The 23,819-nt window shown below is 67.2% G+C and carries 17 protein-coding genes and 1 pseudogene; 8 read left to right on the top strand and 10 right to left on the bottom strand.

The features are described 5' to 3' along the window. Positions 1–19 precede the first annotated feature (19 nt). On the bottom strand, positions 20–2,695 hold the full coding sequence (acnA, locus tag V2S85_RS24085) for an aconitate hydratase AcnA (protein WP_330705336.1): 2,676 nt from the start codon (positions 2,693–2,695) through the stop codon (positions 20–22). A gap of 142 nt (positions 2,696–2,837) precedes the next feature. Beyond that, complete coding sequence (locus V2S85_RS24080) at positions 2,838–3,725, bottom strand: DMT family transporter (RefSeq protein ID WP_330705335.1); 888 nt, start codon at positions 3,723–3,725, stop codon at positions 2,838–2,840. A gap of 175 nt (positions 3,726–3,900) precedes the next feature. Here V2S85_RS24080 and V2S85_RS24075 point away from each other — a divergent pair, with 175 nt between their 5' ends. Beyond that, positions 3,901–5,382: a L,D-transpeptidase family protein gene (locus V2S85_RS24075; protein WP_330705334.1), complete on the top strand. Its 1,482-nt coding sequence runs from the start codon at positions 3,901–3,903 to the stop codon at positions 5,380–5,382. Between the two features lie 76 nt (positions 5,383–5,458). Beyond that, entirely contained in the window at positions 5,459–5,743 is a 285-nt protein-coding gene (locus tag V2S85_RS24070; protein WP_330705333.1) for a hypothetical protein, read from the top strand. A gap of 143 nt (positions 5,744–5,886) precedes the next feature. On the opposite strand, the gene recQ is transcribed toward V2S85_RS24070, so the two are convergent. Both recQ and V2S85_RS24060 read right to left on the bottom strand, forming a co-directional pair. Continuing rightward, a complete protein-coding gene (gene recQ / locus V2S85_RS24065; RefSeq protein ID WP_330705332.1) occupies positions 5,887–7,770 on the bottom strand; it encodes a DNA helicase RecQ in 1,884 nt (627 codons plus the stop codon). A gap of 62 nt (positions 7,771–7,832) precedes the next feature. After that, positions 7,833–8,408 carry an NUDIX hydrolase gene (locus tag V2S85_RS24060; protein WP_330705331.1) on the bottom strand — a complete coding sequence of 192 codons (576 nt, stop codon included), beginning with the start codon at positions 8,406–8,408 and terminating at the stop codon, positions 7,833–7,835. A 233-nt stretch (positions 8,409–8,641) separates the two neighbouring features. Between V2S85_RS24060 and V2S85_RS24055 the strand changes: the two genes are divergently transcribed. Continuing rightward, positions 8,642–8,878, top strand: a complete 237-nt coding sequence (locus V2S85_RS24055) for a hypothetical protein (RefSeq protein WP_330705330.1) — start codon at positions 8,642–8,644, stop codon at positions 8,876–8,878. A gap of 2 nt (positions 8,879–8,880) precedes the next feature. On the opposite strand, the pseudogene metH reads toward V2S85_RS24055, so the two are convergent. From metH to V2S85_RS24030, 5 genes and pseudogenes are all read right to left on the bottom strand, one after another. Beyond that, positions 8,881–11,463, bottom strand: a pseudogene (gene metH / locus V2S85_RS24050) (methionine synthase); the annotation flags it as partial. A gap of 27 nt (positions 11,464–11,490) precedes the next feature. Next, on the bottom strand, positions 11,491–12,009 hold the full coding sequence (locus V2S85_RS24045) for a GNAT family N-acetyltransferase (protein WP_330705329.1): 519 nt from the start codon (positions 12,007–12,009) through the stop codon (positions 11,491–11,493). Next, positions 12,009–13,070, bottom strand: a complete 1,062-nt coding sequence (locus V2S85_RS24040; protein WP_330705328.1) for a homocysteine S-methyltransferase family protein — start codon at positions 13,068–13,070, stop codon at positions 12,009–12,011. The genes V2S85_RS24045 and V2S85_RS24040 overlap by 1 nt, the downstream gene beginning before the upstream one ends. Then, complete coding sequence (gene metF, locus V2S85_RS24035) at positions 13,067–13,975, bottom strand: methylenetetrahydrofolate reductase [NAD(P)H] (RefSeq protein ID WP_330705327.1); 909 nt, start codon at positions 13,973–13,975, stop codon at positions 13,067–13,069. The genes V2S85_RS24040 and metF overlap by 4 nt, the downstream gene beginning before the upstream one ends. Then, positions 13,975–14,958: an ArsR/SmtB family transcription factor gene (locus tag V2S85_RS24030; RefSeq protein WP_008833154.1), complete on the bottom strand. Its 984-nt coding sequence runs from the start codon at positions 14,956–14,958 to the stop codon at positions 13,975–13,977. The genes metF and V2S85_RS24030 overlap by 1 nt, the downstream gene beginning before the upstream one ends. Before the next feature lie 168 nt (positions 14,959–15,126). On the opposite strand from V2S85_RS24030, the gene V2S85_RS24025 reads away from it, so the two are divergent. Then, positions 15,127–15,300, top strand: a complete 174-nt coding sequence (locus V2S85_RS24025) for a hypothetical protein (protein ID WP_330705326.1) — start codon at positions 15,127–15,129, stop codon at positions 15,298–15,300. Between the two features lie 217 nt (positions 15,301–15,517). Continuing rightward, a complete protein-coding gene (locus V2S85_RS24020; protein WP_330705325.1) occupies positions 15,518–17,173 on the top strand; it encodes an NAD+ synthase in 1,656 nt (551 codons plus the stop codon). Positions 17,174–17,347: 174 nt separating this feature from the next. Here the strand turns inward: V2S85_RS24020 and V2S85_RS24015 are convergent, their stop codons facing one another. Further along, positions 17,348–19,504 carry a TonB-dependent siderophore receptor gene (locus V2S85_RS24015; protein WP_330705324.1) on the bottom strand — a complete coding sequence of 719 codons (2,157 nt, stop codon included), beginning with the start codon at positions 19,502–19,504 and terminating at the stop codon, positions 17,348–17,350. 143 nt (positions 19,505–19,647) lie between these two features. Between V2S85_RS24015 and V2S85_RS24010 the strand changes: the two genes are divergently transcribed. The 3 genes from V2S85_RS24010 (at position 19,648) to V2S85_RS24000 (ending at position 23,577) form a co-directional block, all read left to right on the top strand. After that, positions 19,648–20,817, top strand: a complete 1,170-nt coding sequence (locus V2S85_RS24010; protein ID WP_330705323.1) for a benzoate/H(+) symporter BenE family transporter — start codon at positions 19,648–19,650, stop codon at positions 20,815–20,817. 46 nt (positions 20,818–20,863) lie between these two features. Next, positions 20,864–22,195, top strand: a complete 1,332-nt coding sequence (gene gltX, locus V2S85_RS24005) for a glutamate--tRNA ligase (RefSeq protein WP_330705322.1) — start codon at positions 20,864–20,866, stop codon at positions 22,193–22,195. Positions 22,196–22,548: 353 nt separating this feature from the next. Then, entirely contained in the window at positions 22,549–23,577 is a 1,029-nt protein-coding gene (locus V2S85_RS24000; RefSeq protein ID WP_330705321.1) for an aspartate-semialdehyde dehydrogenase, read from the top strand. Positions 23,578–23,819: the final 242 nt, after the last annotated feature.

The raw sequence follows: 23,819 nt of genomic DNA, 5'->3' as shown, positions 1-23,819 counted from the left end.
ACATCAAGCGCTCGCCGGATCAGCTCGCGGCTAGGTTGCGCAGCACGTATTGCAGGATGCCGCCGTTGTTGAAGTATTCGACCTCGTTGGCGGTATCGATGCGGCACAGCGCGGTGAAGGTGAACTGCGTGCCGTCCGGCCGGGTGACCTCGACCTCCACGTCCTGACGCGGCTTCAGGGTGGCGACGCCCTTGATGGTGAAGCTGCAGTCGCCGTTCAGCGCCAGCGAGTGGCGGCTGTCGCCCTCCTTGAACTGCAGCGGCAGCACGCCCATGCCGACGAGGTTCGAGCGGTGGATGCGCTCGAAGCTTTCGACGATGACCGCGCGCACGCCCAGCAGATTGGTGCCCTTGGCCGCCCAGTCGCGCGAGGAGCCGGTGCCGTATTCCTTGCCGGCGATGACCACCAGCGGGGTGCCTTGCGCCTTGTACTTCTGCGCGACGTCGTAGACCGCGCCGGGCTCCTCGCCGAAGCGGCTCATGCCGCCTTCGATGCCGGGAACCATCTCGTTGCGGATGCGGATGTTGGCGAAGGTGCCGCGCATCATCACTTCGTGGTGGCCGCGGCGCGAGCCGTAGGAGTTGAAGTCCGCCTTGGCGACCTGGTGCTCCATCAGCCACTGGCCCGCCGGGCTGTCGGCCTTGATCGAGCCGGCCGGAGAAATGTGGTCGGTGGTGATCGAATCGCCCAGGATCAGCAGCGGCTTGGCCTCGATGATGTCGGTCACCGGGGCCGGGGTCATCTCCATGCCCTCGAAGTAGGGCGGGTTGGCGACGTAAGTGGACCCGGCGCGCCACTGGTAGGTTTCCGAGCCGACCACGTTGATCGCCTGCCAGTGCTTGTCGCCCTTGTAGACGTCGGCGTAGCGGGCCTGGAACATCTGGCGGTCGACGGCGGCGGTCATCGTCTCGGCCACTTCGAGGTTGGTCGGCCAGATGTCCTTGAGGAACACGTCTGCGCCGTCCTTGCTCTGGCCGATGGGCGTGGTGAGGAAGTCCTCCACCACGGTGCCCTTGAGAGCGTAAGCGACGACCAAGGGCGGCGAGGCGAGGAAGTTCGCGCGCACGTCAGGCGAAACGCGGCCCTCGAAGTTGCGGTTGCCCGAGATCACGGCACTGGCGACGAGGCCGTTGTCGTTGATCGCCTTGCTGATCGGCTCGGCCAGCGGGCCGGAGTTGCCGATGCAGGTGGTGCAGCCGTAGCCGACGAGGTTGAAGCCGATGTTGTCGAGGTGCTTCTGCAGCCCGGCCTTGTTGAGATAGTCGGTGACGACCTGCGATCCCGGCGCAAGGCTGGTCTTGACCCAGGGCTTGGGCTTCAGGCCCAGCTCGTCTGCCTTCTTGGCGACGAGACCGGCGGCGACCAGCACGCTGGGGTTCGAGGTGTTGGTGCAACTGGTGATCGCGGCGATCATGACGTCGCCGTCACCGATGTCGAAGTCCTTGCCTTCGACGGGGACGCGCTGCGGGGTCTTCTTGTACGTCGCGGCCATGTCGGCGTTGAACACGTCGTCTACTTCGGGAAGCGCGACCCAGTCCTGCGGGCGCTTCGGACCGGCGAGCGAGGGCACGACGGTCGACAGGTCCAGCTCCAGCGTCGAGGAGAAGATCGGATCGGGCGCGCCCGGCTCCATCCAGAAGCCCTGCTCCTTGGCATAAGCCTCGACGAGGGCGATCTGCTCTTCCTCGCGGCCGGTCAGGCGCAGGTAGTCGAGCGTCTTGCCGTCGATCCCGAAGAAGCCGCAGGTCGCGCCGTATTCGGGCGCCATGTTGGCGAGCGTCGCGCGGTCGGCGAGGCTGAGCGAGGCGAGGCCGGGGCCGAAGTACTCGACGAAGCGGCCGACGACGCCGTGCTTGCGCAGCATCGAAGTGCAGGTGAGCACGAGGTCGGTGGCGGTGACGCCTTCCTTCAGCTCGCCCACGAACTTAAAGCCGACGACTTCGGGGATCAGCATCGACACCGGCTGGCCGAGCATCGCGGCCTCCGCCTCGATCCCGCCGACGCCCCAGCCCAGCACGCCCAGGCCGTTGACCATGGTGGTGTGGCTGTCGGTGCCGACGCAGGTATCGGGATAGGCGACCAGTTCACCGTTCTGGTCCTCGCTCCACCACACGGTCTTGGCGATGTTCTCCAGATTGACCTGGTGGCAGATGCCGGTGCCCGGCGGCACCGCGTAGAAGTTGGAGAGCGACTTGGAGCCCCACTTGAGGAAGTCGTAGCGCTCCATGTTGCGCGCGTACTCGATCTCCATGTTCTTTTCGAAGGCCTTGGGGTGGCCGAATTCATCGACCATGACCGAGTGATCGATGACGAGGTTCACCGGGACCAGCGGGTTGATCTTGCTGGTGTCGCCGCCCAGCTTGGCGATCGCGTCGCGCATGGCGGCAAGGTCGACCACGCAGGGCACGCCGGTGAAGTCCTGCAGGAGCACGCGGGCCGGGCGGTACTGGATTTCCTCGCCGGTGACGGGGTTCTTCTGCCAGTCCACCACGGCCTGGATATGCTCGGTGCCGACGGTGAAGCCGCCGTCCTCGAAGCGCAGCAGATTCTCGAGCAGCACCTTCATCGAGAAGGGGAGGCGCGAAACGTCGCCAAGCTTCTCGGCTGCCTTCTTGAGCGAGTAGTAAGCGACGTCCTTGCCGCCAACGGTCATGGTGCTGCGGGTGCCGAGCGAGTCCTGTCCGACCTGTGTCATGGTGGGCTTTATCCCCTTCTGTGGTGAGCCTGCCTCGGCCACAACACACGTTCCAGTGTCGTGTTGCAGTGCGACAGGCGGAAATCTCTGCCCCGGACGTGGGCTTTGCCCGGCGCGACGTCAAGGGCGCCGGCCCCTAGACTTAGGTGTTGTTTTGGTTCCGGTGGGTGCCGATCCAGCAACCGACGACGATCAATGCCGCACCCGCGACAAGCCCGGGCCCGAGCGCCTCGCCGAACACCAGCCAGCCCATCAGTGCGGCCCACAGGAACCCGGTGTACTCGACCGGTACCAGCACTTGCGCCTCGGCCCGCGCATAGCCCCAGGACAGGAACAGCAGCGCGGTGGTGGCGAGCGCGGCGCCCAGCACGGTCCACAGCAGGCTGACGGTGTCGGGCACGGTCCAGTACAGCGGCGCGAACAGCGCGAACAGCACGGTCACGCCCAGGTTCTGGAACAGCGCGATCTCCACCGGCCCGGCCAGCAGCGCCTGCTTGCGCTGCATCACGAGGTTGAGCGCATAGAACACGGCGGAGAGCACGATCGCCGCGGTGCCCTTGATCGCCTCGGCGCCGTATTCCCCCGCTCCGAAGCGGTCCGCGCCGATCACCACCATGCCGACGAGGCCGAGCAGCGCCGCGAGGATCGCGCGCGGCCGGATCGTCTCGCCCAGCAGGAGAGCGGCGAAATAGAGCGCGATGATCGGCGCGAAGAACGAGATCGCCATGCCCTCGGCCATCGGGATGCGCACGAGGCCGTAGAAGAAAAGCGCCGCCATCACCGAGGTCACGCACGAGCGCTGGAAGTGGAACAGTGCCACCTTGCGGGTCGGCGCCGGGCGTCCCTTCGCCAGCCACAGCGGGATCGTCATGAGGGTGCCCAGCAGGTTGCGCAGCAGTAGCGCGGTGCCCACGCCCAGCACTAGCGAGGCGGCCTTCATCGCCGCGTCCATCACGCTGAACGCCGCGATCCCCGCCACGACGGCAAGGACCGGAAACAGGGCGGAAGGGCGGGCGGACGTGGCGGACATGGCGCCTGCGCCTCTCGCCCGGCACAAGGTTGTGCGCAAGCAATTCATCGCATGGACAGGTCGCATCCTTGAAGAAGGGTGCGTAAAAGGGCACATCTAGGCGCGTGGCGGCAACCTTGGAGCGTGCCGCGCGTCATCCCCCCAAGGTCTCCATTCGGGCAGGTTTCTAGGCAATATGGTGAGTTTCAAGCGGTTCGGTTCCGGCGGCGTCTCTGCGGCGGTGGTGCTTGCCCTGGGTGTACAGATGGCGGGTGCACAGGCGGCGCAGGCCCAGAAGATCAAGACCCAGATGCCGGAGGACCTGCTGCCTCCCACGACGGCGACGCCGACCGCTCCGGCCACCGGCACGGCTTCCGGCACGCCCGCGGCCCCGCGCCGCATCGCGCCGCCGCTGCCCGGCACCACGCCGACCGCTGTGCCCACTGCCACACCGGTGCAGGCGCCCGCCATCTCCTCGCCCGTGGTGCAGGAAGTCACCATCACCGAACCGGTGATGCCGTGGACGGTGTCGGATGCGCAGGCGCTGCTCACCACGATCGGCTACATCGGCAAGGAAGGCCTGATCCCGGCCGACTACCAGCCCGCCGCGCTCAAGGCCGCGATCGCCAAGGGCGAGGGCGATGCGCTCGATGCCCTCGCCAGCCGCGTCTTCGCCTGGCTCATCGAGGACTTGCGCGACGGCCGCACGCCGATGCCCGCGCGCGTCCAGTGGTTCGCGGTCGATCCCGATCAGGACGCCATGCCCACCCAGCAGATTATGGCGCAGGCTTTGTCGGAGCACGACGTGCCCGGCGTGGTGGCCAAGCTCGCGCCGACCAACCCGGACTATGCCGCGCTGCGCGATGCCCTCAACGCCACGCCGATGGCGCAGAAGGAGCGCCGCGCGCTGATCCAGGCCAACATGGACCGCTGGCGCTGGCTCGCCCGCGATCTCGGCACCGTCTACCTGATGACCAACGTGCCCGAATTCCAGCTGCGTCTGGTGGTCAAGAACAAGATCCTGCGCACCTACAAGACCGTGGTGGGCAAGCCCGGCCGCACCGCCACCCCGCAGCTGGCCGAGACGGTCAGCGCGGTCGTGTTCAACCCGACCTGGACGGTGCCGCAGTCTATCGTCAAGGGCGAGGGCCTCGGCGTCAAGGTCATGAACAACCCCAAGTGGGCCGCCGCCAACGGCTACAAGGGCTACAAGGCCGAGAACGGCATGATCACCGTCGTCCAGCAACCGGGACCGAACAACGCGCTGGGCCTGATGAAGATCGACATGCCCAACCCGCACGCGATCTACCTGCACGACACGCCCTCCAAGTCTTATTTCAACGCCGACGTGCGCGCCTTCAGTCATGGCTGCATCCGCACCGAGCGCGCGGTGGAACTGGGCATGACGATGGCGATCCTGGGCGCGCAGATGCCCGCCGCCGACGCCGCCGAACTGTCGCGCGCGGGCGAGTACAAGAAAGTGCAGATGACGCGGACCTTCCCGGTCTACCTCACTTATTTCACTTTCGCCCGCTCGATCGACGGGACGCTGCAGCCGTTCAACGACATCTACGAGCGTGACGCGCCGGTGCTGACCAGCTTCAAGGCCGCGCGCCAGCTCAAGACCACCCAGCGCGCCAGCGACGAGGCGATCATCCAGCTCGACAATCCGCTCTGACGGTAACCGGGGCCCCGGACTTGACCCGGGGCCTGAGCGGGTTTCCAGCTGGGCTTTCCCGGCAAGGAGACCCGCGATGACCGACCAGAACGCCGACCGCATCGATGAGGCCACCGCGCGCGTCGTCGATCTCGAAGCCGAGCTGGAAGCCTCCGGCACCACCACGCGCGAGGCGGAGGCGCTGGCGCGCGCGCGGGCGGTGCTGCACGAATGGGTCGATTCGGTCTCGGCAGTGGTGGCTACGCCGGGCGTAGGGCGCGTGGTGCTGATCCATGCCAACGGCACCGAATCGCGCATCGCCTCGCCGGAGCTGCCGTTCCTGCTGGCGGTGCCGGTGACCTTTGCGGGTGAGGGTGGGTAGCAGAACCCGTCATCCCGGCGCATGCCGGGACCGTGGGCCGTCTTTAGGCGCGCCTTCTCGTCAAGGCGCCTTGGCGACAGCTATCGCCTTAAGATTTGCCCACGGTCCCGGCATGCGCCGGGATGACGGCTATCCGCTCCCTCTCAATTCTGCCGTATCGCGTCCAGGAACGCCTCGCCGTAGGCTTCCAGCTTGCGCGTGCCGACGCCGCCGATCGAGCCCAGTTCGGCCAGTGAGGCCGGCCGCGCCGTCGCCATCTCGCGCAGCGTGGAATCGTGGAAGATGACGTAAGGCGGCACCCCGGCCTCCTTCGCCAGATCGCGGCGCAAGTTGCGCAGCGCCTCGAACAGCGGATCGCCCACCGGGTTCGCGCCGGTATCGCCGCCGCGCGACGACTTGCGCTTGCGCTCCGGCTTGGGCGGAATGACGATCGCCACCGCCGCCTCGCCCTTGAGGATGTCGCGCGCGTCGCCGCCCAGCGCGAGGCCGCCGTGCTCGGTCGCGGTCAGGCTGCCGCGTGCCTGCAGGGCGCGGGCGAGGGCCTTGAGCAGCGGCTTCTCGTCCTCGGTCAGGATGCCGAACACCGAAAGCTGATCGTGCCCGCGCTGCAGCACGCGGTCGTCGGACACGCCGGTCAGCACCTTTTCCAGATGGCCCAGCCCATAGGACTGCCCGGTGCGGTAAACCGCCGAGAGCAGCTTTCGCGCCAGATCGGTCACGTCGACCACGCCCACCGGTTCGAGGCAGTTGTCGCAATTGCCGCAAGTCGGCGCCGGGGTCTCGCCGAAATGGCGCAGCAGCACGGCGCGGCGGCAATCTGCCGTTTCGACCAGACCGGCCAGCGAATCGAGGCGCTGGCGCTCGCTCTGCAGGCGGTGCGGCTCGATCTCGGACAGGCGCTGGCGGGCGCGGGCGAAGTCGTCCGCCCCCCACAGCATCACCGCCACCGAAGGATCGCCATCGCGCCCGGCGCGGCCGGTTTCCTGATAGTAGCCCTCGATCGACTTGGGGATGCCGGCGTGGGCGACGAAGCGTACGTCGGGTTTGTCGATGCCCATGCCGAAAGCGACCGTGGCGACCATCACCATGTCCTCGGACGCCACGAAGGCCGCCTGGTTGCGCGCGCGCACTTCGGGTGCGAGGCCGGCGTGATAGGGCAGCACCCGGCGGCCGGTGTCGCGCGCGAGGCTCTCGGCCAGCTGCTCCACGCGCGCGCGGGTGGGGGCGTAGATGATGCCGGGGCCGGGGTTCTCGTCGAGCACCGCTTTCAGCTGGCGGCCCACGGTTTCGCGCGGGCGGATGGTGTAGCGGATGTTCGGACGGTCGAACCCCGCCACGATCAGCCCCTCGTCGGGAATGCCGAGCTGGGCGAGGATGTCCTTGCGGGTGTGGTTGTCCGCCGTCGCCGTCAGCGCCAGGCGCGGGACTTGCGGGAAGGCATCCAGCAGCGGGCGCAGCAGGCGGTAGTCGGGGCGGAAGTCGTGGCCCCATTCGGAGACGCAGTGCGCCTCGTCGATCGCGAACAGGCCGACGCGGGCGGACTGCAGCAACTCGCGGAAATGCGACTGGCTGGCGCGTTCGGGGGCGATGTAGAGCAGGTCCAGCTCGCCCGCGCGGAAGGCGTCCATCGTCGCGCCGCGATCGGTGTCGGCGCTGGTCAGCGTGGCGGCGCGGATGCCGTTGGCGCGGGCCGAGCGCAGCTGGTCGTGCATCAGCGCGATGAGCGGGGAGACGACCACGCACGTGCCCTGCAGCATCACGGCGGGAAGCTGGTAGGTCAGCGACTTGCCCGCGCCGGTGGGCATGATCGCCAGCGTGGACTGGCCGTGGAGCACGCGGTCCACGACCTGGTCCTGCACGCCGCGAAAGCCGGAGAAGCCGAACACGTCGTGCAGCGCCTTCGACACCGCCTCGCCGGTGGGCGGGGGCGCGGGCGTCCAGTCCACCTCCGGCGCGTAGGGGTCCAGCATGTCGGCGTCGGGTTCGCCGTAGAAGGTCGTCTCGAAGGGCCAGTCGTCGTCGTTCACGGCGGCCGTTATGACAGAGGCAGGGGCAGGGGGGAAACCTCGGACAGCAGGTTTTCGCCAATTTAACTTGGGATCGCCCATAATTCCGGATGTCTGATCAGCAGCGCCTGCGCCAGGATCAGTGTCTTGGCGTCAGTCAGCCTGCCCGAGAGCGCATGGTCGCGCAGGTCTTCCAGCGAGATTTCGTGAACCGTGATGTTCTCGTCTTCCCCATGCGCGCCGCCGCCTTCGCCGATGCGGTCCTCGCTGGCGTAGCGGGCAAGATAGAGCTGCACCCGCTCGGTCGAGACCGGGCATAGCGACCACATGTTCGTGATCGCCTCCAGCCCGTCGATCCTCAGGCCGCCTTCCTCGAAAGCCTCTTCGACGATGCGTTCTTCGGGAGAGGCGCCATCGAGATTGCCGGCGATGGCTTCCAGCAACGGCGGTTCGCCCGCGGCCAGCACCCCCGCGCGCGGCTGGTCGATCAGCATGCACACGCGTCTGACAGGGTCATAGGGCAGCACCGCGACGGCGGAGCCGTTATCGAGCAGGTGGCGCTCGACCCGCTTGCCGTCGGGCATTTCCACTTCGATGCGGAAGAACTTGTACCAGCCGTCGTAGACGAGCGTGCGGCCGGTGATGCGTGCTGTGGTCATGGCAGCAGGGTTATCGGCCCCGGGCTATGTTGCAAGTGCGAATAAGACTTTTGGTCAGTTCGGGGATGTCCTTAGTCCCGGTGTAGCGCTTGCTTCGGCCACCGGCTGGTATCCGAGCGGTGCTGCAAACGTTTTCAGGGAATCGACGATTCCGCGAGATTCGGACCCGGGGTGGGTGGCAGCGTTCAGGATCGGAAAGAACGACGATGGGTTGCCAGATGCAGGATGTTTTCGTGAAATACGACGATGCGCGAGCGGCTTGGCTGAGCGAGATGGAGTTCGCCGAGAAGGCACATGTCCTGAAAATGCTCGCGCGCGAACTGGGACAGGACAATGCGCCCGCCATCGACGAACTGGCGCGGCACGGGCTGGATGCCGCGCTTGGCGTGCTGGCGCTTGCGGCCGGGGCGAGTGTCGGCGAGGCCTACCTGCGCCACCGCGCGCTGTGGCGCGCGGGGCAGGCGGGCTGATCTCAGTCCAGGTTCGGGCGCAGCCAGCGTTCGGCGGTCTGCAGATCGACATCGCGGCGCACGGCATAGTCCTCCAACTGGTCGCGGCCGATGCGGGCGACGCCGAAATACTGGCTCTCGGGGTGCGCGAAGTAGAAGCCCGAGACCGCCGCCGTCGGCAGCATCGCCTGGCTTTCGGTCAGGACGATGCCGGCGTTGTCCTGCGCCTTCAGCAGGTCGAACAGGATGGGCTTGAGCGAATGGTCGGGGCAGGCCGGGTAGCCCGGCGCCGGCCGGATGCCGCGATATTCCTCGCGGATCAGGGCTTCGTTGGTGAACTGCTCGTCCGGCGCATAGCCCCACAGGGTCGTGCGGACATGGGCGTGGAGGCGCTCGGCGAAGGCTTCGGCGAAGCGGTCGGCCAGCGCTTTCAGCAGGATGTCCGAATAGTCGTCGTGCGCGGCCTTGAAGCGCTCCAGATGCGGTTCGATGCCGTGGATGCCGACGGCGAAACCGCCGAGCCAGTCGCCCGCCGGATCGATGAAGTCGGACAGGCAGAAGTTGGCGCGGCCGCGCGACTTCTTGAACTGCTGGCGCAGCATGGGCAGGCGGGTACCGTCATCGAGAAGGATGTCGTCGCCCTCGGAATGCGCGGGCCAGAAAGCGCAGACGCCGCGCGCGGTCAGCCACTTTTCCTCGATGATCTTCGCCAGCATCGCCTGCGCATCGGCGAACAGGCTGGTGGCGCTTTCGCCCACGACCTCGTCGGTCAGGATCGCGGGGTAGTTGCCCGCCAGCTCCCAGGCGCGGAAGAACGGGGTCCAGTCGAAGGTCTCGACCAGATCCTTGAGGTCCCACTCCTCGAACACATGCAGGCCCGGCTGTGCGGGCGCGGCGGGCTTCTGGGCGAAGTCGGTGGGGAAGGCGTTGGCGCGCGCCTCGGCCAGCGGCAGCAGGTCGCTCTGGCCCTTGTTGGCGCGGGCCTCGCGGACCTTCTCGTAGTCGATCGCGACCGAGGACTTGAAGCCCTCCGCCTGCGTGTCGGACAACAGCTGCGAGGCGACGCCCACCGCGCGGCTGGCGTCGAGCACGTGGACCACCGTGCCGCCATAGGCCGGGTCGATGCGCAGCGCGGTATGGACCTTCGACGTGGTGGCGCCGCCGATCAGCAGCGGGATGTTCATCTCGGCGCGCTGCATTTCCTCGGCCACGGTCACCATCTCGTCCAATGAGGGGGTGATGAGGCCCGACAGGCCGATGATGTCGGCCTCGTTCTCGTTCGCCGATTCGAGAATCTTCGACCACGGCACCATGACGCCGAGGTCGATCACTTCGTAGCCGTTGCACTGGAGCACGACGCCGACGATGTTCTTGCCGATATCGTGGACGTCGCCCTTGACGGTGGCCATGATGATGCGCCCCTTCGCCTTGGACTTGGCGTCCTTTTCCGCCTCGATGAACGGGATGAGGTGAGCGACCGCCTTCTTCATCACGCGCGCGGATTTGACCACCTGCGGGAGGAACATCTTGCCGCTGCCGAACAGGTCGCCGACCACGTTCATGCCGCCCATCAGCGGGCCTTCGATCACCTCGATCGGGCGGCCACCGGCAGCGGCGATGGCGGCGCGGGCTTCCTCGGTGTCTTCCACCACGTAAGCGTCGATGCCGCGCACCAGCGCGTGTTCGATGCGCTTGGTGACGTCCCAGCCGCGCCATTCCTCGGCGGCCTTTTCGGCGACGGTGTCCTTGCCCTTGTAGCTCTCGGCCAGTTCGATGAGGCGTTCGGTGGAGGTCTTGCCGTCTTCGCCCACGCCGGGGCGACGCATCATGATGACGTCTTCGCAGGCCTCGCGCAGCGCCGGGTCGATCTGGTCGTAGACGTCGAGCTGGCCCGCGTTGACGATCGCCATGTCCAGGCCCGCCGGGATCGCGTGGTAGAGGAATATCGAGTGCATCGCGCGGCGCACCGTCTCGTTGCCGCGGAAGCTGAACGAGAGGTTCGACAGGCCGCCCGAGAAGTGGACGTGCGGGCAGCGCGCGCGGATTTCCGCCACTGCCTCGATGAAGTCGAGGCCGTAGCGGTCATGCTCCTCGATGCCGGTGGCGACGGCGAAGACGTTGGGGTCGAAGATGATGTCCTCGGGCGGGAAACCGATGCCGACGAGCAGCTTGTAGGCGCGCTCGCAGATTTCGATCTTGCGCTCCTTGGTGTCGGCCTGGCCGGTCTCGTCGAAGGCCATGACGACCACGGCGGCGCCGTAGGCCATGCACTTGCGCGCATGTTCCAGGAACGGCTCGATGCCTTCCTTCATCGAGATGGAATTGACGATCGGCTTGCCCGACACGCACTTCAGCCCCGCCTCGATCACCTCCCACTTGGAGCTGTCGACCATCACCGGCACGCGGGCGATGTCCGGCTCGGCGGCGATCAGCTTGAGGTAGGTGGTCATCGCCTCGACGGCGTCGAGCAGGCCCTCGTCCATGTTGACGTCGATGACCTGTGCGCCGTTCTCCACCTGCTGGCGGGCGACTTCGACGGCGGCGGGATAGTCGCCGGCCATGACCAGCTTCTTGAACTTCGCGGAGCCGGTGACGTTGGTGCGCTCGCAATGACGAAGGTAGGGTGCATGGTCTTAGAGCACCCGTGCCAGCACGAAGTCATCGTAGGTCTTGCCGCCCACGTCGAAACGGCGGGTGCCGATCGTCTCGAAGCCGTGCTTGGCATAGAAGGAGAAGGCGCGGTGGTTATCGTCCTTGACGCCCAGCAGCAGGCGCGTCGCCCCCGCCGCTGCGGCAATCACGGCCTGCATCAGCGAACTGGCGATCGGCGAACCCTGGAAGCGCGAGAGCAGGTAGATGCGCTTCAGCTCGATGTCGCCGGGCTGCGCATGCTCGATCTCGGGCTCGCACAGCAGCGCATAGCCCACCGGGGCGCCGCCGGGCTCGATCTCCGCCAGCCACGCCTTCGCGCCCTTGGCGAAATAGGCGCGGTAGGCATCGGCCGAATGCTGCTTGGCACAGTGCGCGACAAGGCCCGCCCCGTCGATCAGCCCGGCAAAGCTTTCGAGGAACGTCGCTGCGCCGACAAGGGCAAGCGCGTCGGCGTCGTCCGGCCCGGCCGGACGCAGGCGCCAGATCGGCAGCGAATCCATTACGAAGCCATGGTGAAGGGTTCGAGGCCCGCGAGGCGCGTCATCGGTTCCAGTTCGGGCAGATGGCGCGGCGCCATGCCGGTTACCTTGTCGGCGATGGCCTTGATATGCGCCGGGGTCGAGCCGCAGCAGCCGCCCAGCACGTTGACCTGACCCGCGATCGCCCACTCGCCGACGAAGCCCGCCGTGGTGTCCGGCATCTCGTCGTAGGCGCCCAGTTCGTTGGGCAGGCCCGCGTTGGGGTAGATCATGATGAGCGTGTCGGCGATTTCCGACAGCGTCTTCACGTGCGGGCGCAGCTGCGTGGCGCCGAACGAGCAGTTGAGGCCGATGGTCACCGGCTTGGCATGGCGCACCGCGTGCCAGAACGCCTCGACCGTGTGGCCCGAGAGGTTGCGGCCCGAAAGGTCGGTCAGCGTCATCGACAGCATGATCGGCACTTCACGGCCGAGTTCGGCTTCCAGCTGGCGCACGGCCATGACGCCCGCCTTGGCGTTGAGGGTGTCGAACACCGTCTCGATCAGGATGAAGTCCGCGCCGCCTTCGACGAGGGCCGCGGCCTGTTCCTTGTAGACGTGGACCAGCGTGTCCCAGTCGATCTCGCGGTAGCCCGGATCGTTGACGTCGGGGCTGAGCGAGAGGGTCTTGTTGGTCGGCCCGATCGCGCCCGCCACGAAGCGCGGGCGCCAAATACCTTTTTCGGCATCCTTCGCCTGATACTCGTCGGCGAGGCGGCGGGCCAGCTTGGCCGATTCGACGTTGATCTCGCGAACCAGATGCTCGGCGCCGTAGTCGGCCTGGCTGATGCGGTTGGCGGAGAAGGTGTTGGTCTCGGCGATGTCCGCGCCGGCTTCGAAGTAGGCGCGGTGGATGGACTCCGGCACCTCGGGCTTGGTCAGCGCGAGGATGTCGTTGTTGCCCTTCTGGTCGTGGGACAGGCCGAGGTCGCCCGCGTAGTCGGCTTCCGAGAGCTTCCAGTTCTGGATCTCGGTGCCGAACGCGCCGTCGGTGATGAGGATGCGCTTGGCCGCCTCGGCGAGGAAGGTTTCACGGACGCTCATGCGACAAGTTCCTTGACGGGACGCAGGCCGAGAAGCTGGCAGATCGCGTAAGCCTGCTCGGCGCGGTTGAGGGTGTAGAAGTGGAAATCGCGTGACCCGCCTTCGTAGAGGCGCTTGCACAAGTCCGCCGCCGCGACGGCGGCGACCAGCGCGCGCGGGCCGGGGCGGTCGTCGAGGCCGTCGAACATCGTCTCCAGCCAGCCGGGAATCTCGGTGTTGCCGGACATGCGCCGGATCGCGGCGAAGCTGGTGACCGGCATGATGCCCGGCAGGATCGGTACGGTGATGCCTGCCGCCAGCGCCTTGTCCATGAAGCGGAAGTAGGCGTCGGTCGAGAAGAAGAACTGCGTGATCGCGCGGGTGGCGCCGGCGTCGATCTTGCGCTTCAGGTTGTCGAGATCGGCCTCGGCGCTCACCGCTTCGGGGTGGACTTCGGGATAGGCCGCGACCGAGACTTCGAAATCGTGGCGCCTGCGGATGCCTTCGACCAGCTGCGCGGCGCTGGCGTAGCCTTCGGGATGGGGCACGAAACGGCCGCCGTCCGACGGCGGCGGATCGCCGCGCAGCGCGACGATGTGGCGCACGCCCGCTTCCCAGTATTGATCGACCACTTCGTCGATCTCGCCCTTGCTGGCCGCGACGCAGGTGAGGTGCGCGGCGGGGACCAGCGCGGTCTCCTTCACGATCCGCGAGACGGTGGCGTGGGTGCGCTCTCGGGTGGAGCCGCCCGCGCCATAGGTTACCGACACGAAGGCCGGGTCGAGCGGGGCGAGCTGGGTGATCGCGTCCCACAGCTGCTCCTCCATCTTCTCCGACTTGGGCGGGAAGAATTCGAAGGAGACGGAAATGTCGCCGGGCAGCCCTGCGAAAATCGGGGCTTCTGCGGCGCGTGGGGAAGCGGTCATCAAACGGTCTCTCGGTTTTCAGGGCGCGCGGTTACACCATCGCGCCGCGCAGTCCAGATTTTAACGGTGAGCGGGTCGCCCGGCAGAGCCACAGGCTCGGCCGGGGTAAGGCCCGCGGAAGCGAGATGGGCGAGCATCTGCTCGTCCGAAAAGCCGAGACGGGCGTGCGCATGGCGCTCGCGCATTTCCTCGCGCTCGTGCGCGGCAAGGTCGACGACGGCGATGCGCCCGCCCGGCCGCAGCACGCGCGCGGCCTCGGTCAGCACGACGGCGGGGTCCTGCGCGAAGTGCAGCACCTGATGGAACAGCACGGTGTCGAAGGCGTCGGGCGCGAAGGGCAGGGCGGTGAAGTCGCCTTGCACCAGATCGACCTTGTCGGCGGGCAGGTCCTGCAACCGGGCACGGGCGATGCGCAGCATCTCGGGGCTCTTGTCGAGCGCCGTCACGCGCCCCGCGCGCGCGGACAGAAGCTGTGCCATGCGCCCGGTGCCGGTGCCGACATCGAGCAACCCGCCGATCGTCTCCTCGCCCAGCGCGCGCAGGAGCGCGGCTTCGACAGGCTCGTCAGCGCCGTGGAGACGGCGCAGTGTGTCCCATTCGGCGGCGTGGCGGGCGAAGTAGGCTTCGGCGCTCGCCTCGCGCCCGGCGCGGATCGCGGCGAGATGGCGGCGGTCCTCGGCGCAGCGGGCGGCGAACTGGCTGTCGTCACGCTCGGCGACGTTGAGCAGATTCGCGGCCGCCGTGCCGAGCGACGATTCGCCCTGTTCGGACACGGCGATTCTCAGGAAGACCCAGCTGCCTTCCTTGCGCCGCTCGGCCAACCCGGCGTCGCACAGAATCTTTATATGGCGCGAGACGCGCGGCTGGCTCTGCCCGAGGACTTGCGCAAGCTCCCCCACGGCGAGTTCCATATGCGCGAGCAGACGCAGCATACGCAGGCGCGTCGGCTCCGAAAGAGCGCGCAGAAGAGGGTCGATCCGCATGCGAGATCATATAAAGATATCTTTATATGTGTGCAACCCCTAGGAATTCTGCGGATTTCCGCCTGTCGTATTCCTATTTGCGTTGCACCATTGTCTCGTCTAAAGAATGCCACTGCAGGCTTGCCTGCAAGCGTTGGCCTATGCGCCAAACAATGCAAGGGGATTCGCATGAAGAAGATTGCTTTCGCCGCGTTCGCGTCGGTTGCCGCACTGTCGCTCGCTGCTTGCGGTGGTGAGCCCGCCGCCGAAGCTACCACGGATTCGGTTGAGACCGCTCCCGAGGAGCTGATGACCGGTGACGCCACCGACGTTCCGACCGAGGCTCCGTCCGAGGCGATCTAATCGGCTCGGGGGTTTGGCTGCCTCCAGGTACGCCGGCCCCCGTCGCTTTCCGTTTCCGGGTCCATACCGGATTATGCGGAAAGTCCGTTTCACGACGGACATGAAGCCCTCCTTTCCGGGAGGGTTTTTTGTACCCGGTTGAGGCACATGACCCGCCCCGTTCATCGGGGCGGGTTTTTGTTTGCACTGCCTGTGGGGGCGGGGCATCAACCGGCCCATGGCCGATACGCTGAAGATCACCCTCGCGCAGCTCAACCAGTCGGTGGGGGATGTGTCGGGCAATGCCGCAGGCATGCTCAAGGCGCGCGAGGCGGCTAAAGGCAGCGACCTTGTCGTCTTTCCCGAACTGCACCTGATCGGTTACCCGCCCGAGGATCTGATTCTCAAGCCCGCGCTGATCGAGCGGGCCGCCGCCGAACTCCAGTTCCTGGCCGAGGCGACCGGGCGTGACGGCCCGGCGATGCTGGTGGGTTCCGCCTTCGTCCTCGATGGTGCGCTGCACAACGGCGTGGCGCTGCTGGATCAGGGCAAGGTCGCGGCGGTTCGGCTCAAGCATGAACTGCCCAACTACGGCACTTTCGACGAGATGCGCCTGTTCCAGCCTGGCCCGCTGCCCGAGCCGGTGATCCTGCGCGGCACCATGATCGGGGTGCCGGTGGGCGAGGATATCTGGCGCTATGAAGTCTGCCGCCATCTGGCCGATTTCGGCGCGGAGATTCTCCTCTCGATCAACGGCAGTCCTTACGAGATCAACAAGGAAGCGCTGCGCATCGAGGGCGTGGCCAAGCGCCGCGCGGTTGATACCGGGCTGCCGCTGGCCTATCTCAACCGCGTCGGCGGGCAGGACGAGCTGGTCTTCGACGGCGGCAGTTTCGCGGTCAACGGCGACGGCACGCTGGCGGTGCAGTTGCGCGAATGGGAGGAGCAGGTCGTCGAGACCCGCTGGACCAAGACCGCCAAGGGCTGGCGCTGCGATCGCGGCACCGTGGAGGCCCCCGCCGAGCATCCCGAGGATGTCTACAGCGCCATGGTCCTGTCCTTGCGCGATTACGTGGCGCGGGGCGGCTTCCCCGGCGTCGTGCTGGGGCTCTCGGGCGGGGTGGATTCGGCGCTCTGCGCGGCGGTCGCGGTCGATGCGCTGGGGGCGGAGCGGGTCTGGGCGGTGATGCTGCCCTCGCGCTTCACCAGTGCGCAGAGCCTGGGCGATGCCGCCGCCTGCGCGCGTGCGCTGGGCATCCGCTATACCGAGATGCCGATCGGCGCGGCGGTGGACGGGCTCGACGCGATGCTGGGCGAGGTCTTCGAAGGCACCCAGCGCGATCTCACCGAAGAGAACCTGCAGTCGCGGGTGCGGGCCACCGCGCTGATGGCACTGTCGAACAAATTCGGCCCGATGCTGCTCGCCACCGCGAACAAGAGCGAGATGAGCGTCGGCTACGCCACCGTCTATGGCGCCATGGCGGGCGGCTACAACCCGCTGAGGGATGCCTACAAGAGCACTGTCTACGCGCTCGCCCGCTGGCGCAACGGGAACGCCCCGCGCATCGGGCTGGGGCCGTCAGCCGCGGTCATTCCCGAGGGCGTGCTGACGCGCGAGCCCAGCGCCGAACTCTACGAAGGCCAGCGCGACAGTGACAGCCTGCCGCCTTACGACGTGCTCGATCCGATCCTGATCGGTCTGGTGGAGCACGACAAGAGCGTGGACCAGCTCGCCAACGAAGGCTTCGATCGCGGCGTCGTGCGGCATGTCGAACTGCTGCTGCACCGCGCGGAATTCAAGCGGCGACAGGCGCCTGCGGGGGTAAAGCTGACCGCGCGCAACTTCGGCCGCGACCGGCGCTATCCGGTGACCCACGCCTTCCGCAGCGGATGAGGCCGGGCGAGATGTGGGCACCCTTCGTTTCCCCGCCATCATTCGTCATTGCGAGCGCAGCGAAGCAATCCAGAGCGGTTTACGTGGCCCTGGATTGCTTCGCTGCGCTCGCAATGACGATGTGAGAGCGAACCGAAGCGGACGGCATTGACCGCCCGCTCCGGTTCGCAGCTGTCAATATTCGAAGCTCAGCGTCAGCACGGCGGTGCGGCCGGCGCCGTAGAATGCCTGCCCCCACTTGAGGCTGTTGAGGTACTTCACGTTGCCCACGTTGCGCACGTTGACGCTGGCCTTGAGGTGATCGACCACGCGCGCGCCGGCCATCAGGTCGAGGATCGCGTAGCCCTTCTGCTTCAGCGTCACGTCGCCCTCGGCGCCGCCGTAATAGACGAGGTCGCTGACCACTGCGCTCGTCGCGTTCTGCACGCGCAGCTGCGCGCCCAGCTTGAGGTCGTTGAGTTCGGGCACCGAGTAGGTCGTCGCCAGCTTCAGCGAGCGGGTCGGGATCCAGGTGCGGGTGTCGTCGCCATTGGCGTCCTCGACGTCGAGGTAGGTGAAGCCGCCGCTCAGCGTCCAGTTCTGGGTGACGTTGCCTGACAGTTCCAGTTCGAAGCCCTTGGAGGTCGTGTCCATGGGCTCGTAGAAGCTGCCGCCGGCCCGGCCGTTGCACGCCGCGTCGTCCACGCCCACCGGGCAGCCGTTCTCGTCGAAGTCGCCGGCATATTCGGCGAGGCCCTTCTGCTTGGCCTTGAACACCGCCGCGGTGGCGTAGAGCTTGCCGCCGAACCAGGTGCTCTTGATGCCGCCTTCCAGGCTGGTGCCCTTGGCGGGATCGAGGCGCACGCCGTTGCTGCCGACTTCGACCTGCGGATTGTAGATGTCGGTATAGCTGGCGTAGAACGAGACGTTGGAAGTCAGGTCGTAGACCGCGCCGACGTAGGGGCTGACCTTGCTGTCCTTGCGGCCCTGATCGGCGCCGTAGGAGAACCCGGTCGACTTGATCCACATCGCGCTGGCACCGACGACGGCCTTGAGCTGGTCGGTGAGGTTGAGGTGCGCGGCGCCGTATACGCGGGTCAGGCGGTCGGTATAGGCAGCGGCGAGATAGCTGTCGTCATATGTGGGTTCGGCGATCGCCGTGCTGCCCCATTCGGACGGCGCGGGAAACACGATGTCGCTGTTGGAGGCGGCTTCGTATTCGTTCGCATCCGATTTCGAAACCGACAGGCCGAACACCAGCTTGTGCTCGCGGCCGAGCAGCTGCACCGGGCCGGAGACGTAGACGTCGCCGAGGTACTGCTTGTAGTCCGAAGGGTAGATGCCGGCGGAGCCGTAGACGCCCTCGCCGGTTTCACGGTCCGGGTAGCCGTAGGCGTAGAGCAGCTTGGCGTTTTCCTGGAAGTGGCGGTAGGTGGCGATGCCGGTGGCCGACCAGCCGCCGCCGAAATCGTAGACCAGTTCGCCGAAAACGCTCTGGTCCTTGGTGTTCCAGTAGGTCCAGTCGGCCGAAGTGGTGGCCGAGCGCTTGAGGTCGATGCGGGTGCCGTCGGTGTAGACCAGCGGGAGCGCGCCCCACAGCACGCCGTCGGCATCGTTCTCCTGCCGGGTATAGCCGACGGTCGCGCGCAGCGAGGGCGTTGCCTGCCAGCGCAGGATGGCGCCGTAGACGTCGCGGTTGACGTGGTTGTACGCCAGTTGGGTGTCGCGCTCCTCGTGCGCGTAGATCGCGCGCACCGCCAGCGTGTCGGTCAGCGGCACGTTCACGTCGCCCTCGGCGCGCCAGTAGTCGCGGGTGCCGACCTGAGCGGAACCGGTGATCTTGAGGTCGTCGGTGGGGCGCTTGCGCACGTAATTGACGGTGGCCGAGGGGTTGCCGATGCCGGTCATGATCGCGTTGGCGCCGCGCACGATCTCGACGTTGTCGAACAAGGCGGTGTCGAGGTCGCCGAACTGGATGCCCCAGGCGAGCGGCAGGCCGATGCCATCGACCTGGAAGTTCGACACATCGAACCCGCGCGAGGAGAAGTAGGTGCGGTCGGTCTCGACGCGCTCGACGTTCACGCCCACGGCCTGCTCGAGAAGGTCGTTCACGTTGGTGATCGCGAAGTCCTCGATGCGCTTGCGGTCGATGATCGTGACCGACTGCGGGGTGTCCTTCACCGGCAGCGACAGCGCAGTGGCCGAACTGGACTGCTCGAGACCGGCGGTGACGACGATGGTGCTGTCGGCCGCGGGTGCGGCGGCCTCATCGGCTTGCGCGGTGGCCGCGCATAGGACGGGTGCGAGCAGAAGCGTGCTGGCGAGCAGGGCGTGCCGGACGGGCGAGCGCATTGAGACCCTCATGTATGTTGCTGGAATTTGTCGCGCCGGTAAATACGATAGTATTGCGAGTCAATCGCATTAAATGTATCAGCGGACAGCAAGCGGTGTGCTCCGGGCTTTTCTCGCCGCATAAATCTGCCATAGCGCGGCGCATGCCCTTGCGTACGCCTCCTCTTTCCGCCTGGACTTCCGCTTTCATCGCCGCGCTCGTCGGGTTCGGCGGCACCGTCGCGCTGATCGTGCGCGCGATGCAGGGGCTAGGCGCCGATGCCGGCCAGGTCGGCTCGGCGGTGACCGCGCTGTGCCTGGGTATTTCGCTGTGCGGCGCGCTGCTTTCGTGGCGGATGCGCATGCCGGTGGTGCTGGCTTGGTCGACGCCGGGCGCGGCGCTGCTGGTGGCGAGCGCGGGCGCGGTGGCATGGCCCGTCGCGATCGGCGCTTTCCTTGCCGCGGCGGTGATGATGTGCGTGCTGGCGGCGGTGCCGGTGCTCGGAAGGGCGGCGCAGCGCATTCCGGCGTCGGTCGCCTCGGCAATGCTGGCGGGGGTGCTGCTGCCGTTCTGCCTGCAACTGTTCCGCACGCTGGAGGCCGATGCGCTGCTCGTCTGCGTGCTGCTGGCGGTGTTCGTGATCGCCCGCCAGCGCCTGCCGCTCTATGCGCTGCTGCTGGTGCTGGGCGCGGGCGTCGCGGTGCTGCTGCTGCGCGGTGATCTGGCGGCAAGCGGGCAGGGCGCGCTGCTGGGCGGCCTGGAGCCGGTCGCCCCGGTTTTCGACTGGCGCGCGGTGATGAGTGTTGGCGTGCCGCTGTTCCTGGTGACGCTGGTGTCGCAGAACCTTCCCGGCCTCGTTGTGCTGCGCTCTGCGGGCTACGAACCGGCGCCGCGCCCGCTGCTGCTGGGGACCGGGCTGACGACGCTGCTGCTGGCACCATTCGGCGCGCACGGCGTCAACCTTGCGGCGATCACGGCCGCGATCTGCACCGGTTCGGACGCGCACCCCAGCGCGGCAGGGCGCTGGGTGGTCGGCATCATCTACGCGGCTTTCTACCTTGTGCTGGCACTGTTTTCCGCGCCGCTGGTGCTGTTCTTCCTGGCGATGCCCGCCTCTGCTATCGCGGCGCTGACCGGGATCGCGCTGATCGCCCCGCTGTCCGGCGCGGTGGAGCAGATGCTGGTCGAGAAGTCCGAACGCGACGCCGCGATCCTGACGTTCGCCGCCACGGCGTCGGGCGTCTCGCTGCTGGGCGTCGGCTCGGCGTTTTGGGGGCTGCTGGCGGGCTTCGCGGCGCTGGCGGCGAAGTGGGCTTTCGCGCGCCGCACTTGATGGCCGAAATTGACCTGAGGCGCGCCGCCCCGTAATCGCGGGCGCCATGACCGTCACGCGCTTCGCTCCTTCGCCCACCGGACACCTTCACGTCGGCAACATCCGCACGGCGCTGCACAACTTCCTGCTCGCGAAACAGGCAGGCGGGCGTTTCCTGCTGCGCATCGACGATACCGACGCGGCGCGTTCCAAGGAGGAATACGTCGAGGCGATCCGCGCCGATCTGGAATGGCTGGGCCTCAACTTCGAGGGCGAGGAGCGCCAGTCCGCGCGCTTCGCCATCTATGAGGAGGCGTTTACCAAGCTGGAGACAGCAGGTCGCGTCTATCCGTGCTGGGAGACGCCGCAGGAACTGGATTTGCGCCGCAAGGTGCTGCTGGGGCGCGGTCTTCCGCCGATCTACGACCGCGCGGCGCTGAAGCTTTCGGCCGAGGAAAAGGCCGCGAAGATCGCCGCCGGGGATCTGCCCCACTGGCGCTTCCTGCTCGATCACGCCGAGCCGATCGGCTGGGACGACGGCGTGCGCGGGGCGCAGAAGTTCGACGCCGCGCAGATGAGCGATCCCGTCGTGCGCCGCGCCGACGGCTCGTGGCTCTACATGTTGCCCTCGGTGATCGACGATATAGCCATGGGCGTGACAAGCATCCTGCGCGGCGAGGACCATGTTTCCAACACGGCGGCGCAGGTCCAGATGTTCACCGCGCTGGGGGCTGCGGTGCCCGCGTTCGCGCATGAGGCGCTGCTGGTGGGGACCGAGGGCAAGCTGTCGAAGCGCCTCGGCTCGCTGGGGGCTGCGCATTTTCGTGAGGCGGGGATCGAGCCGCAGGCGCTGGTGGCGCTGCTCGGGCGGCTGGGGACGAGCGATCCGGTCGATGCGGCGCTGGGGCTGGAGGAGCTGGCGCAAGTGTTTGATCTTTCACACTTCGGCCGCGCTCCGGCGCGGTTCGACGAGGTGGAACTCGAGCGCGTGAACGCCGCTGTGGTCCATGCGATGGGCTTCGATGCCGTGGCCGCGCGGCTGCCCGAGGGGATGGATGCGGCGGCTTGGGAAGCGATTCGCCCGAACCTCGCGAAAGTAGGCGATGCGGCCGACTGGTGGGCTGTCGTGACCGGGCCGGTGGCGGCGGCGGAATTGTCCGATGAGGACCGCGCCTATTGCGCGCAGGCTGCCGATATGCTGGCCGGGCTGGCGTGGGGCGAGGGCATCTGGAAGGCGCTGACCGGGACGCTCAAGGACGCCACCGGGCGCAAGGGTAAGGCGCTGTTTCTGCCTTTGCGCCAGTCGCTTACGGGTATGGAGCATGGGCCGGACATGGGCGCCCTGTTGCCGCTGATCGGGCGCGATGCGGCGTTGGCGCGGCTGCGGGCGGCCGCGTAAAACGCGGGGGGCTTCGACAAGCTCAGCCTGAGCGGGATCGGGAGGTTTACACTACCCCCGCTCACCCTGAGCTTGTCGAAGGGTCAGGTCCAGCCTTTCGAAGCCCCCGCTGCACACGCAACATAAATTCCATTTACACCGCCCGCGCTTGCCGCTAGTGGCGCGGTCATGTTCGTGAAGCCGATCATTATTACCACCCCGAAACCGACCGCGTCCGCGCGGTGGGCGTCGGTGTGCTGGTACTGAACGGCACTCAACGGCACCCACCCCGCACTTAACGGCACGCGGGGCTCTCCAAACGAAGACACCAGACCCTCGCGCTGCTCCACTACCAAGTAGGAGACGCATAGGTCATGGCAGCTAAGTTTACCCCCGGTCAGAAGCTCAACGTCGGCGTCGTCGGCGCGACCGGGCTCGTCGGTTCGATGATCCGCGAGATCCTCGCCGAGCGCAATTTCCCCGTCGCGCAGCTTCGCCTGTTCGCCTCGGCCCGTTCGGCGGGCAAGGCAATCGACGGCGTGGTCGTCGAGGACGCGGCGACCGCCGATTTCTCGGGGCTCGACGTCGTGCTGTTCTCGGCCGGTGGTTCGACCGCCAAGGAACTCGCGCCCAAGGCCGCTGCGGCGGGCGCCATCGTGATCGACAATTCGTCGGCCTTCCGTTCGGACCCGGAGGTGCCGCTGGTCGTCGCCGAAGTGAACCCGCATGCGCTGGCGAACCTGCCCAAGGGCATCGTCGCCAACCCGAACTGCACCACCATGGCGGCGATGCCGGTGCTGCGTCCGCTGCATGACGAGGCGGGGCTTAAGCGCCTGATCGTCTCGACCTACCAGGCGGTGTCGGGCGGCGGTCTCGAAGGCATCGAGGTGCTGGCCAGCCAGATCGAGCACGTCGGCGACCGTACCCGCGAACTCGCCGCCGGTGACACCGCGCCGCTGCTGCCCGAGGCGAAGAAGTGGGCGGTGCCGATGGCGCACAACGTCGTCCCGCTGAACTACGTCTATGCCGAGGACGGCTACACCGAGGAAGAGATCAAGCTGCGCGACGAGAGCCGCAAGATCCTCGAAATCCCGGGCCTGCCGGTTTCGGGTACGTGCGTGCGCGTGCCGGTGTTCACCGGCCATTCGCTGTCGATCAATGCCGAGTTCGAGCGTCCCGTCAGCGTCGAGCGTGCGCTCGAACTGCTGGGCAGCGCGCCGGGCGTGGTGGTGACCGAAGTGCCCAACCCGCTGGAGGCCACCGGCAAGGATCCGGTCTTCGTCGGCCGCGTGCGCAAGGATCCGGGCGTGGAGAACGGCCTCGCGCTGTTCCTGTCGAACGACAACCTGCGCAAGGGCGCGGCGCTCAACGCGGTGCAGATCGCGGAAGCGCTGATCGGCTGATGCAGTTCCTCCCCGAGCTTGTCTCGGGGAGGTGGCAGCCCGTCAGGGCTGACGGAGGGGGAGTTGTTCGAACGCTCCCCCTCCACCACCGCTTCGCGGCGGTCCCCCTCCCCGAGCTAGGGTCAGGACCTATTAATTGGTTGCACGAGGCGTGAAGGGTTGATTCAAGGTTGCAGGAGGAATGCTGCCATGACCGACCTGCTGATGCTGACCGAAGCGCAGATGCGCCGGATCGAACCGTT

This window comes from Novosphingobium resinovorum (genome assembly GCF_036352595.1).
In the GTDB taxonomy this organism is placed as follows: Bacteria; Pseudomonadota; Alphaproteobacteria; order Sphingomonadales; family Sphingomonadaceae; genus Novosphingobium; species Novosphingobium resinovorum_B.
This window is presented reverse-complemented; position numbering and strand designations above follow the sequence as displayed.